Consider the following 12,659-nt stretch of genomic DNA (forward strand, 5'->3'; position numbering starts at 1 on the left):
TAAAATTTTTAGACCCTAGCATCTTAAATCTGTTACCTATCAGCCCGGTTTGAAATGTTACCTATCAAACCGGTTGCACAAAAACAAAATCATCTCTTCCCCAAAGGGGCGAATTAAAAAAACACTGTCAACAAAAATCGCCTCTCCTGCTTGCGGGAGAGGGCTAGGGTGAGGGTATTAAATAGTTTTCCTTAGGACGTTTTGTAATCAGGAGCATATAAACCCAGATTACGCTGCGCTAATCTGGGCTACAAAGCTTTCGGGGATAAGAGAATACTTTAGACTATTTCTTCCAGATGTGGGATCAATTCTTTGCAATGTCTCATGACTCTTTGTTCCACTGGAGGTAGCTGCAAATAATCACCATATTGTTGGATCAAAAACGCTTCCGCGTTCTGAGGAATATTAAATTCTTTTGTTTCAAACGCAACCCGTTGTAAAGGATAAATTTCATCTTTTTTAATTAAATTTTTGCCTACGCAATTATAACCTCGTCCTATATACGGGCTAAGACTGGAATTCGCTTGATGGATAATTTTTTGCAAACAAAACTCAAGCAGGGGTTTAGGCAAAAATGAGGCGATAACCTTATAGAGGGTAGGATAATGTCCTATTTTTACTTTACTGTATTTAGTGCTTAATAAACGTGAGAGTTTTTTGGCATAGAATTTATATCGCTTACGTTGTTTAGGGTCCACTGGCATGCTGTCGTAGACAAAAACATCAATAAAGATACCTTGAACATATGGCTCATTACCTTTTTCATGCTTTTCAATAAAACGACTGGATCGATCCCTGATTTTTAAAGGGGTCGCCATATTAAAGTAGCCCGGGTCACTATGGATGGTTTGTAGCCACATCCAACTGGGAACTTCGGCAGGAGCAACACGTAGGAATTGTTCATAGCTGGCGCGTGGCATAGCAATATCCACATCATCATCCCAAGGAATGAATCCTTGATGACGAACAGCGCCTAAAAGAGTGCCTGCGTCAAGCCAATAATCCAAATTATGTTTTCTGCAGATGGAATCGATTACTTCAAGCATAGCAAGCATTTTGAACTGTGCTTGACGTAACCTGCCATCATGAAATGCAGTATCCGCTGAATATGGATTTGAATTTTTTGCTAATGTCATGAATTATTTTTCTTCTTATAATGACAACGGAAGCTATATTAGCAAAATAATTTTGAATCATTAACTATTATGGGCAAAAATTTATAGGTAGTGGTTTAAGACATTGTGATTAATGTGAATTGTAAAAGAAGAAACTGCTAATGCGATTTAATAGTAGATAATTGACTAAAATTCTTCTCCATTTTTTGGGCTCCTGCAGCAGACTCTGTTTGATTAAAAAATCTAAACCTATCCGTTGCAAGATAATGAATAAAACCAACTATGGGGTAGAGAACAATAAGAGAACACAGCGCTACCCCAATTTCAGCCCAAATGTAATTATAATCTCGATGAATATCAAGTAATTTTTTATTATCTTTCAAGGCTTCTTTGCAGTATTCATTGCAGTCTATTAAAGCTTTTCTTTGGTCTTGGGAAGGCATCATAGCGGCTTGATATGTTTTCTGTCTTAAGTTGCGGGCCCAAGCACAAAGTTGTTCTCCTTCTAATTCTTGAGGCGTGTTCTTCAGGGATTTTCCTTTATTTTCCAAAAGCCTAAAATAGGCATCAATATCATTAAACAGCTTTTGTTTCTCTAAATCTTCCATAAAAATCGGATAAGGAAAGGTGTTAAGATCAATTTTGTGTTGCTGCAATTTCTCAATACATTGATCGACGGCTTGCCTCATCAAAGCCAAATTATTCGGCCTAGAGTCTTTTAATGCGGTTAATAGATTAGTTCGCAATTCCCGAGCTAAGTCTTTGTTCCCCAACCAATTTAAATAGACAAACATGCGATCCAATGGTTCTTGGGATTGGGAGGTGGGGGATATAACTATTTCATCAAGACAAAGGTAATGTAGTATGTTGTTTGATCTTAAATACAATAATTGATTAATGTACTTAGGTCTATTTGATTCATTTGCCCAAATCCATTCTAAAAGCTCACATAATGAAAAAACATCATAATTTTCTCGATGGATAGTTAAATTAGGAATATAACTTGCAAGCCCATAGTCAATAATATTTACTGTAAAAGGCTTTTGTGAGGATTGGGGATCATATTTTATTAAAATATTATCTCCGTGAAGATCCCTATGGATAATTTTTCTATCAATGAGTTGTTCTTTAATTGCATTCGCCAGCGCTATAGATAGGTCTAATTTTTGTTGTCGGGTTAGAGAATATTTGCTTAAAAATCTAGATAGTGTTTGGCCTGGCATTTCTTTCATGACCAAGTAGTTCTGAGTTGGTGCTTTAATATGTAAATGTTCGGCATAACGTGCAACTTCATACTCACGCAAGGCATTAAGAGGGTCGAGAAATTTTACGACTCGATGTTTGTCTTTAGCTTGGAAGGTATTTGTTTTCCCTTGGCTGATTGTACAGGAAATGCGAAATACTGATCCAAACTCCCCTGAGCCAAGTCGCGCTGAGGAGATCATTTCATAAGCGTATCCTTGTTTAAGATTTTTTCTTTGTCTTGCAAAAACGGTTTGCTGAAATGTGTAAGAAGTGCCGTTATAGGTAAATACTTCATTCGGCTTCCAAATCTCTTTCCCTATGAGACGCTGAGACTCTAGAAAATCCCAAATCCATTCATTATTTGCAATATTCTGCGAATCAATAATAAGAGGCATAATGAAAGGAATAAAATATGGCCAAACTGTATTTTAATTTGTTTTTCCTGGGATGTATTCTGATTTTACATTTTTGTTATAAACTGAGATTCATTAAACATCGGATAAGGAATAATCATGGTACAGCTATTTACGGATATTGGTCCAATGTTGCTTCAATATAAAGCAGCCAACACCCAAGGTCGACATACCATGATGCTGGATAAAATGGCTGACATCAAAAAGCTTTCGGGTAAAGTGACTCATAAGAGTCAAGTAAAGACGCATTATGTGGTGTTGGCTTATGCAGCGACGTTAATTAACTACGCGGATGTATTACACCGTATTGAGAATCAACAGTATTTTGAGGTTTTGTTCGATTTTTACGGTATGGAGATGGATGAAGAATTAAGTGCTTGGTTTGAGTTTGGTAAAACTCCAGGGCAGATGAGATTGAAACATCCACTTCATGAGTATACGTTAGAGATTTGGGAAAAATTTCGTACAGCACAAAAGAAACACTTGGAGAAAACGAACAAATCTCATCTTTTTAATTTGGATCAGCTTGATATTTCTCATCCCCCCGCGAATCAATTATATCCTATTCAGATTCAAATGGGGGGAAAGCTTGAAAATGAAGCGGTAGATAGAATTAATGTTGATGCACAAGGACGAATTCGCTTTGCAAAGCATCACGGTTTTTATCTATTGCCAGGGGGCGGGATGCTCGAAATAACCAACGTCGCCAAAGTCGATGATTGGGAGCGAAAAATGTTGGAGGAGCATCTGGAGGAAGAGCATGCGAATCTTTTTATAAAAGCTGCCGAACTCTATGATCAAGTAACTCCAGATGATTTTAATGCCGCATTAGCAAAAGCGTTTTCAAGCAAGCAAGCACAATCATTAGATCCTGAGTTATGCGGTTGGTTACAAGAACAAATTTTAACAGAAGGAAATAATTCGACTCATTTACACAAGATAGTAGTTGAACTGGATCGTCAAATAGAAGCAGCGAAGAGGAGTCTACGAGATAGCTTTGGGGAATCTAAAGAAAGGCAAGTGACGAATCAAAATACGCTTAAGTCACTGATTGAATTACGTGCCATGGTGCAAGTTAAGCCATTTGAATTGACTCCGTTATTTATTGACGCATTTGCCTATCTAAAGAAAAATACTCTTTGTGTTGATATTCAGCAGTATTTGGATACCCGAGTACTAGGTGGTTCGCAAACATCGCACACTTTTATCATGAAGGGACAGCCTTTAGAGGATTGGTTTGCAGCGAAATTTAAGGGTGTTGATGGTGAATTTGGCGATGATATTTCAGGATCTGAAATTGAACGATTGACCTTATTAGAAGCATTGAGTAAGTTTAGAAAAATCAAATTTTCTCACTTATTAATTGGACTCGCTGCTTATGAAGAATGCCTTGATAATGGAACATTACTTGTGGAAAATATCTGGGATGAGGCTCGATTTGAACAGGTTCGTAAGGTGATACTTGAGGAGGCTGTCAATTTTTCTGTTGCTTTGTAGCCTGGGTGAAGCGCAGCGTAACCCGGGATTGTTCTCCTCATCTCAATGACGGAGTTCCAGAAACCCCGGGTTACGCTGCGCTTCACCCAGGCTACAAGATGGTTGGTAATTTTTTAATACAGTAAGCATTGATTTATCAAAAATTAAAAACGAAAATAACCGTCCAACTTTTCTCTAGCAATTATTGTGTGAAATGAGCTTCCTATGTCAGACGTTTTAAATCGTTATTATCTACAAGCTATGGGAATCGATCTCTGGGAGATGCGTAGCCCGCACGCTTCGTGTGAGCAAGGATTATCCACTTTGGCTAAAGAAGTGGCTGCATGCACTCGATGTTCTTTACATAAAACCCGAACCCAAACCGTTTTTTTTCGTGGCAGTCCAAACGCAAAATTGATGATTATTGGTGAAGCCCCTGGTTTTTATGAGGATCAACAAGGGTTGCCTTTTGTAGGAAAAGCAGGAAGTTTATTAAATCAAATGTTGCAGAGCATTGAGATGATTGAAAAAGATGTCTACATTGCTAATGTTTTGAAATGCAGGCCACCAAATAACAGGGATCCTCAGTTGGATGAAATTGCTCAATGCAGCGCTTATCTTGCGCGGCAAATCGAGCTGATTCAACCGCATTTGATTTTAGCTTTAGGACGTTTTGCGGGTCAATTTTTACTGAATAAACCACTGGCTCTGAAACAATTGCGTAATACACTCCATCATTATAATAATATCCCTTTTATTGTAAGCTATCATCCTGCTTATCTTTTACGAAATCCTGCCGATAAGAAAAAAGCATATCTTGATCTATTAACAGTAAAAAAAATGTTAGTAGAAAAAGGTAGCTAAAAATTTTTTGTACAAAAAAATCCATATTTGATACGTATTTTTACGTATTGATGCAATTTAAATACGTTTTTATACTATAAGTAGATTCAATACTTATTAGAAGCCACGTATAGGAGAGAGAATGATGAATCAGCCTAAACGTATTTTTATTGTCGGACTACCTGGCGTTGGTAAAGGCTTGTTCGCAAAACTTTTGGCTGAAAAACTTGGCTGGCAGTTTATCGACGCCGATCTTGGAATAGAATATCATGTTGGACGTACTTTGAATGAAATTTTTGATGCAAAGGGCCAAAAAGATTTTTATCAATGCCAAAAAAATATATTGAAAGAACTGCAAGCTAAAGAACATATTGTAGCAACCACCGATGCAAGCATTATCTGTAATGAAGCAATTCGACAATTGTTGTCTTCAGAGTTTGTCGTTTTTTTACAAGTAAATACTGCGATACAAATAGGACGAATTTCGCGAAATCCTTTGCCATTATTAACTACTGATCTCAAAACTTTTTTTGATACGCTTCACATGGAACGTGATCAATTATTCGAAAATGTAGCGACTATCTCTCTTGATACCAATGATAATGCATTGGAAGAACATGTATCTTACACACTGAAACGGGTCACTGAAAACAAAACAGAAGAACCCAAACCAGTCCTATTAAATGAAAAGGATATGGTTCTGTTTCATAAATCGTCTCATTTACCTATTCGTTTATCAGAACAACAAGCAGTCTGTCTCAGATTACTTGCGCAAGGAAAAAGTTCTAAAGAAATTGCACGGGATATGAATATTTCATATAGAACTGTTGAAGGTACTTTAGCTAAGACAATGGAATTATTGGGCTGTTCTTCCAGTAAGGAACTGATTGTTTTATATCATGATAAGCCTTGACCAGGACTTACTCACTTCTCTAGTTGTAGTTTAGAACAAGCAAAACTCGAATTTGCACCCAGACTACTTTTATTCTCAAGGATATTGTAAATGGAGTTAACGCAAGGAATACTATTAAATATTGATGTAAATAAATAATGACCATGCAATGGTGCAACCCCAAGTTAACCACATGGATAGATTATATCTTTGCGAAAAATAACATATCCAACCAGCAATTAAACTGAGTATCAGCTCAATTGGAAATAACATGAGCATCATTACGGCTAAGGAGCTCAGTATACCATTACACGAAGTGGGCATATCACAAGCCATAGGAGCCATCATAAATCCCAATCCACCCCCTGAAAAAAAGAGAATGGCTCCTCCTATTATGGTAAATAAAATCAGAAACAGTAAACTGATGCCTTGATTATGCGCGTCATGTTTCATAATTGAATACGCTTCGCTCTTTATAAAACTTATGTAAAAGGTCAATCTATGTGCAGTATAGTAGATAAACTCTGTTTTTGACTTTTCAATCTCAGACACTATAGTTGTACGAAACGTTTTCGTTTTATGGGTATATTACAAGCTAGGGCTGTAAACAGCCCCTAGTTCCCTAAGAGTCTCTATTTAGTTTTGCGACATATAATGAATGGCCTGAATAAATGCTTCATCAGAACAATTTTTCTTGGGTACATTGGCTTCCTTACATAAGCCACCATGAGGCATTAATCCTTTGCCACGCTTCATGCTGTATAATAAATAATCCATGGCGGTTTTATATTCTGTAGGATTTTTTTTGGCTTCCATTTCAGCATTTTTAAAGTGTATATCCCATGCTTTTTTATCAAAAGCAGCTGGAGCTTTTATTCCAGTAGCAAATTGAGGTGCATGACAACTCTTACACGATATTTGATAGGTCGATTTACCCAAATCATCAGCAAAAACTGATGTATGAAACACAAACAATAAAGCAATCCATAGTTTTTTCATTTTTTTCCTTATTTGATTTGGTTTATTCCTTTAAGCATACTCTAATATTCAATTGACTCAACATCCATGTTCCTTGTCTGTTTTTGTAATTCACCCACTCTATTGAAAATAATACTATAATTTATAGCAACACGTTACTTAAATCACCCATCATTGCTGGAAGGACCCAAGGATACTGACTATGAAAGGAACTGAGAGGACTAAGGCTTCAACTCGATTACGATCAAAAAATGAATCCACAGCTCCAACGGAGGGCATCATTAAACCTCAGTATGCAATGTATAAGAATCAATTGGATGATTTTTTCTATTATATCAATAAATTATATCAAGCAAATCTTGGTAAGATTACTATGGGAATGAGTCCAGCTGTAATAGGAGCTGCCCATTGTGCTTGGCTTTTACAATTAGCTCAATCACCTGGGCATTTATTGGCATTGGCTTTTTATCATCTCATACATACCGATGAGTTTCTTACTCATCTGCTGTGTGATAAACAACCAGCACAAGGAACAGACGTTCGTTTTCACAAAGAAAATTGGCAATTGATGCCATGGCGTTTTTATGCTGAAGTTTTTCTTCAAAGTGAAGAATGGTGGGGCTATGCAACACGGAAAGTTCCTGGCCTTTCTAGTCGAGCAGAGCGTACTGTTTCATTTTGTATTCGTCAGTTACTTGATGCCTTATCACCTTCCAATTTTGTAATGACCAATCCTGATCTGTTTTATGAAACAATTCGCTCAGGTGGTGTCAATTTAATTCAAGGTACAGAGGTTGCGTTTGAACATACTTTAAGACGATTGGCTGGCTTGCCTCCTCCAGGTGCTGGAAAGTTCAAACCAGGAAAAAATGTTGCAATTACCCCTGGGAAGGTCGTATTTACTAACCATTTGATTGAATTAATTCAATATGAACCCCAAACAGAAACTGTTTTTAAAGAGCCAATACTTATATTACCTGCATGGATAATGAAATATTATATTTTGGATTTATCCCCTGGAAATTCGCTAGTTAAATGGCTTGTTGGACAGGGGCATACTGTTTTCATCGTCTCATGGCGCAATCCGGATGAGAAGGACAGTGATTTAGGAATGGATGATTATTATCGTCAAGGTGCAATGGCCGCAATCGATGCAGTGAGTGCTATTTTACCTAAGAGCAAAATTCATTTAATGGGATATTGTCTTGGAGGAACTTTAGCGATGATTACCGCTGCTGCAATGGCGCGAGATAAAGATCATCGACTTAAAAGTCTTTCGCTTTTGGCCGCTCAAGGAGATTTTACAAAAGCAGGTGAGCTTATGCTGTTCATTACAGAGAGTGAAATAGCATTTCTCAAAAATATGATGTGGGAAAAAGGCTATCTTGATCCCAAACACATGGCTGGTTCTTTTCAAATGTTACGTACTTATGATTTGATTTGGTCAAAAATGATTGATGATTATATGACCGGTAAAAAGCGCGGGATGATAGACCTGCTTGCTTGGAATGCTGATGCAACGCGTATGCCTTATAAAATGCATACGGAATATCTTGAAAAACTATTTTTGCAAAATGATTTTTCTGAGGGACATTTTCGCGTCGAAGAAGAGGTTGTAGCTCCTAAAAATGTTCATTTACCTATTTTTGCAGTAAGCACAGAACATGACCATATTGCGCCTTGGGAATCTGTATACAAAATCCATCTGATGATGCATTCGGATATTACCTTTGTGTTGGCAAGTGGTGGTCACAACGCAGGAATTGTCAGTGAACCCAATCATCCTGGGCGTTATTATTCTATTCTGGAAAGTAAAAAGAAAATGCCTTATATGGGGCCAAAGAAATGGATAACTAAAGCAAAAAAAAGAGATGGCTCTTGGTGGCTTGCATGGCATGATTGGTTGGTCAACAACAGTTCACAAAGGCTTGTTTCACCTCCTCATCTTGCTTCATCGTTACCCTCTGCTCCAGGAAAGTATGTGTTGCAGAAATAAAGTAGCGTCAAATACTTAGCGATAAGATCTTGGTTGCTAAAATGGAATGTGTTAAATTTGATTTTTAACACTTTTTTCGGTGCTCTATGATAAATAAAATCTCAACTGCGGTGATAGCTTACGTCATTCTCTTGGCTTCTATCCCTTCATTTGCAAATGCATCTCACATTAAGATTAATTTTAAGAAAACTTATTGTGGTAATCAGGAATATTTAGGAAACCATGCAGCAAAACGCCCTCATCTGCATTGCGGCGAGACTTTTATCTCTTACAAAAAAGCAACTGGCGATCATATAAATATTGCTGAACCAGGAACTTGCAGCCGAACAAACTTAGTTTTTGATGACATCAAATCGAAAAAAGATGCATTTGAAGATTATGATAGTATCTATAATGCGTTGGTATCCTACCATCAATCAGGTTGTCCTAACCAACTGGCTTCTGAATAAAATATATTGAGAATGATAAGAATGTAGCCTGGGTGCAGCGCAGCGGAACCCGGGTTGAGCAATTCGTTCATAAAACCCGGGTTCCGCTGCGCTGCACCCAGGCTACAAAACCGACCTACGAGCAAGCAGTTACTCAAATAATTCCAGGACTTTCTCAGGCGGACGTCCAATGACCGCTTTGTCTTTATAGGTGACAATAGGGCGTTGCATTAATATGGGCTCTTTGAGCATCGCGTCTAATACGTGCATTTCATTATCCAGCGACAATTTCAGTTCTTTAAAAACATACTCATCAGTACGAACAAAATCCTGAAGTGCAAAGTGATTCTTTAAGTCGTTTAATTGCTTCAAACTAAGAGGTGTTTTAAGGTATTCGATAATAACAGGTTTAAACCCTTTGCTTTGAAGAAGTTCTAAAGTTTTTCGTGATTTAGAGCATCGAGGATTATGATAAATAGTAATTTCTTGCATAGTTCTTTCGTTTTGTCTTACTGAGATAGATTGTGCACTATAACATGTTCTTGATGCATTATCTTTAAATTCTAGCCCGCCATATAACCAATGGTAATTGTTTATTGACTCAAAGAGAAATCTCCTTTTTACTACCTTAATGTGAATTATTTAATAGACTCTTATGCAATTTACTATTGTTCCTATCCAAGAAAAACATATTGAAGCTTTTTGGACCGCTGTAGATCGTGTGGCGCGTGAACGCAAATTCTTGGCTTTTTTAGAAGGTCCTCCGATCGAATTAACTCGAAATTTTGTTTTAGAGCATATTAACAAAGACTGGCCTCAAGTTGTCGCAATGCATAAGGAGCAAGTCGTTGGTTGGTGTGATATCAGCCCTCTTGATCGGCCTGTTTTTGCTCATGTTGGTGCTTTAGGAATTGGTGTACTTGCACCCTACAGAGGGCAAGGAATAGGTGAGGCCTTATTAAGCACAGCATTGCAAATGGCTAAGTCAAAAGGGTTAACACGTATAGAACTTACTGTGCGCGAACATAATAAAGCGGCCATTTCGTTGTATGAAAAATATGGATTTGTCAAAGAAGGGATACATAAAAATGCTGTTCGTATCGATGGAGTATATGAAAATCATATTTTTATGGCCTTGCTTTTTGAATAACTAATAGAGTCTGTTTCCATTTCGCTGGCTTGAGTCAAAATGGCTTGATTTTTGAGTACCGAAGCGCAGCATACATAAAGTATGTAAGCATCGGAGCACAGAAAATCAGGGCAGTTTGACCAAGATAGTAGAAATGAAAACAGACTCTAATCATTGAGTTTCTCTTTATTTAAGGGAAGAGGAACTGGCTTTGTATAATGTTTATAAATGTTCCACCTTTTCTCAGAAAATGCTTTAGGGGTTGTTTTTAACAAGAGAAAGGCTAAAAATTCAGCGCAGACTGCAGGAGGTATCAAGGTTTTTTCTTGATATGCTTCTTGAAACTCGACAGCCAATGGAAACTGTTCTATAGGGCATTCTCGCAAATCTTTTTGCATCCCTGTGTCTACTTCACCTGGAATAACATCAGTAGCTACTATTTCATAAGGTAATTCTGCCTGCAATATGCGCGTCCACATGTTGAGAGCTGCTTTGGAAATGCAGTAAGCGCCTGCACCTGGAACTACTTTTTCACCAGCTACTGATGTGATATTTAAAATGCGGCCACCATTCTCTGAAAAGAAAGGAAGTAAACTTTGGGTGAGTAACAAAGGCGCGATAAGATTGGTTTCAATTATTTTTTTTATATCAGCAGGTACTGCCTTATGTAATTTGCCAAGAGGGTAAATAATACCAGCATTATGAATCAAGTAATTGATCTTTAATTGCTTTATTTCATGTACAATTCTTTCTAAGCCCTCATCGGTAGTAATATCAGCAGGTATACTCCTGATTTTCTCCGGATACCTATCCTTTAATTGAAGCAACTCATTGTTATTTCTTGCAATCGCGATTACCGTGATCCCCTGAGAGGCCAGCTCTAAAGCCAATGCATGTCCGATACCACCGCTCGCTCCTGTAATCACTGCAATTTGTGACATAGGTACTCCATTACTTGCTTGAATTTAGAAATCTATTGATTTATCTTCATGCCTAGGGTCGTTACCTAGGCATGGGTAGTTCTTTTAACTAAAGTAACAACTCAGAGTTTTCTCATTATGGGGTTGTTGTTCCAATCCAGTTTTTAAGCGCGTCAATTCAGTTTTCATATCGATTAAGATCATTTTTACATTTTTAAATGTTTGGTCATAAAATGTATCTTTTAAAAAGCTATTTAATTCTTTAATTTCATGATTAAAAATTGTCGAAACTTTAGTATAAAACTCATCATCAGTAAGATTTGGTTTATTTAGAAGACTGATAATCCTGCGCTCTCTTGGGATCATATCTTCTAAGTCACAAAAACATTTATCAAGAAGGATATTACAAATTTGTAAATCCATTTCTGCAGTTTCATCCACTTTTATGGCGTTAATTTTTTTTTGAAACATGTCGAGACATTCTATTTGAAAGGGTGAAATTTTGTCTTTATGAGCCGTTATTGCTCTGTTTAAAATATGTAATAACATTTCTTTAGAGGTGGGCATAATTTTATATCAATCCATCGGTTAATTGCGTGCCCAAATCATAACATTACTGAATATAATTTTCACTTTAATGGTTTCCTGTTCTTTTCTCGAATGATTTCATAGAAAAACATCATATATTTTTTTACAAAATGCGCTTTGTTTTTGCCGTGTCCTGGCAGGAATAGCGGAGGTGTATATCATCTAGCCAGTCATGAACATAATTTTTATGTGAAAAAATCTCTTTGTTAATCAATCCTTAAGCTTACTTGTTTTACACTGATAAAAAGTGAAGAGGAGACTGCTATGTCAAACAAAAAATTAACTGAACGTTTGAACTATGAGCTTGATGAATTAGGTGTTCCCGAATTAATGACAGAGCGCGTCCAAGCATGTTCAAAGATGTTTCAATTGCCTAAATTTAAAATTGAAGCGTTACTTTATGGAGTTGCATTGGATGACAATACGATGCAAAGAATTGCCGATGAGCTTGAAGTGAGCACCGATTGGCTATTTGGCGCTACCAAAGAAAAAACAAGACACTGAAGAAGTAGAAAGCATATTAGAAATAAGGTGACGTGGGATGTAGAAGTCTTGGTGACTATTTATTCTTGTAGCCTGGGTGCAGCGGAGCGGAACCCAGGGCATGGAACATAATTACCCGCCGAAACCCGGGAT

The 12,659-nt window shown here is 37.2% G+C and carries 14 protein-coding genes; 7 read left to right on the forward strand and 7 right to left on the reverse strand.

Features of this window, described 5'->3' with window-relative positions; translation table 11 throughout:
- Positions 1-278 precede the first annotated feature (278 nt).
- Together Lstg_RS02555 and Lstg_RS02560 are read right to left on the reverse strand one after the other, a co-directional pair.
- A complete protein-coding gene (locus Lstg_RS02555; RefSeq protein ID WP_058476105.1) occupies positions 279-1,136 on the reverse strand; it encodes a LicD family protein in 858 nt (285 codons plus the stop codon).
- A gap of 137 nt (positions 1,137-1,273) precedes the next feature.
- On the reverse strand, positions 1,274-2,755 hold the full coding sequence (locus Lstg_RS02560; protein WP_058476106.1) for a protein kinase: 1,482 nt from the start codon (positions 2,753-2,755) through the stop codon (positions 1,274-1,276).
- A 117-nt stretch (positions 2,756-2,872) separates the two neighbouring features.
- Between Lstg_RS02560 and Lstg_RS02565 the strand changes: the two genes are divergently transcribed.
- The 3 genes from Lstg_RS02565 (at position 2,873) to Lstg_RS02575 (ending at position 6,005) form a co-directional block, all read left to right on the forward strand.
- Entirely contained in the window at positions 2,873-4,270 is a 1,398-nt protein-coding gene (locus tag Lstg_RS02565; protein WP_058476107.1) for a hypothetical protein, read from the forward strand.
- A 204-nt stretch (positions 4,271-4,474) separates the two neighbouring features.
- Positions 4,475-5,113, forward strand: a complete 639-nt coding sequence (locus tag Lstg_RS02570; RefSeq protein ID WP_058476108.1) for a uracil-DNA glycosylase — start codon at positions 4,475-4,477, stop codon at positions 5,111-5,113.
- Positions 5,114-5,237: 124 nt separating this feature from the next.
- Positions 5,238-6,005, forward strand: a complete 768-nt coding sequence (locus tag Lstg_RS02575; RefSeq protein WP_058476189.1) for a shikimate kinase — start codon at positions 5,238-5,240, stop codon at positions 6,003-6,005.
- 114 nt (positions 6,006-6,119) lie between these two features.
- Here the strand turns inward: Lstg_RS02575 and Lstg_RS02580 are convergent, their stop codons facing one another.
- Entirely contained in the window at positions 6,120-6,437 is a 318-nt protein-coding gene (locus Lstg_RS02580; protein ID WP_058476109.1) for a hypothetical protein, read from the reverse strand.
- Positions 6,438-6,620: 183 nt separating this feature from the next.
- Positions 6,621-6,983, reverse strand: a complete 363-nt coding sequence (locus tag Lstg_RS02585; protein WP_058476110.1) for a c-type cytochrome — start codon at positions 6,981-6,983, stop codon at positions 6,621-6,623.
- Between the two features lie 181 nt (positions 6,984-7,164).
- On the opposite strand from Lstg_RS02585, the gene Lstg_RS02590 reads away from it, so the two are divergent.
- Positions 7,165-8,958 (forward strand): PHA/PHB synthase family protein, encoded by a 1,794-nt coding sequence (locus Lstg_RS02590; protein ID WP_058476111.1) that lies wholly within the window; start codon positions 7,165-7,167, stop codon positions 8,956-8,958.
- A gap of 86 nt (positions 8,959-9,044) precedes the next feature.
- The gene (locus Lstg_RS02595; protein WP_238585356.1) at positions 9,045-9,407 is read left to right on the forward strand and encodes a hypothetical protein; all 363 of its coding nucleotides are present in this window, start codon (positions 9,045-9,047) and stop codon (positions 9,405-9,407) included.
- A 129-nt stretch (positions 9,408-9,536) separates the two neighbouring features.
- Here Lstg_RS02595 and arsC read toward each other — a convergent pair whose 3' ends face one another.
- Entirely contained in the window at positions 9,537-9,878 is a 342-nt protein-coding gene (arsC, locus tag Lstg_RS02600; RefSeq protein ID WP_058476112.1) for an arsenate reductase (glutaredoxin), read from the reverse strand.
- Between the two features lie 163 nt (positions 9,879-10,041).
- On the opposite strand from arsC, the gene Lstg_RS02605 reads away from it, so the two are divergent.
- The gene (locus tag Lstg_RS02605) at positions 10,042-10,536 is read left to right on the forward strand and encodes a GNAT family N-acetyltransferase (protein ID WP_058476113.1); all 495 of its coding nucleotides are present in this window, start codon (positions 10,042-10,044) and stop codon (positions 10,534-10,536) included.
- A 146-nt stretch (positions 10,537-10,682) separates the two neighbouring features.
- On the opposite strand, the gene Lstg_RS02610 is transcribed toward Lstg_RS02605, so the two are convergent.
- Both Lstg_RS02610 and Lstg_RS02615 read right to left on the reverse strand, forming a co-directional pair.
- On the reverse strand, positions 10,683-11,456 hold the full coding sequence (locus tag Lstg_RS02610) for an SDR family NAD(P)-dependent oxidoreductase (protein ID WP_058476114.1): 774 nt from the start codon (positions 11,454-11,456) through the stop codon (positions 10,683-10,685).
- A gap of 84 nt (positions 11,457-11,540) precedes the next feature.
- Positions 11,541-12,002 carry a hypothetical protein gene (locus Lstg_RS02615; RefSeq protein WP_058476115.1) on the reverse strand — a complete coding sequence of 154 codons (462 nt, stop codon included), beginning with the start codon at positions 12,000-12,002 and terminating at the stop codon, positions 11,541-11,543.
- 285 nt (positions 12,003-12,287) lie between these two features.
- Here Lstg_RS02615 and Lstg_RS02620 point away from each other — a divergent pair, with 285 nt between their 5' ends.
- Entirely contained in the window at positions 12,288-12,527 is a 240-nt protein-coding gene (locus Lstg_RS02620) for a hypothetical protein (protein ID WP_058476116.1), read from the forward strand.
- The last annotated feature ends 132 nt before the right edge of the window (positions 12,528-12,659 follow it).

Origin of the sequence: Legionella steigerwaltii (genome assembly GCF_001468065.1) — a bacterium.
Lineage (GTDB): Bacteria > Pseudomonadota > Gammaproteobacteria > Legionellales > Legionellaceae > Legionella > Legionella steigerwaltii.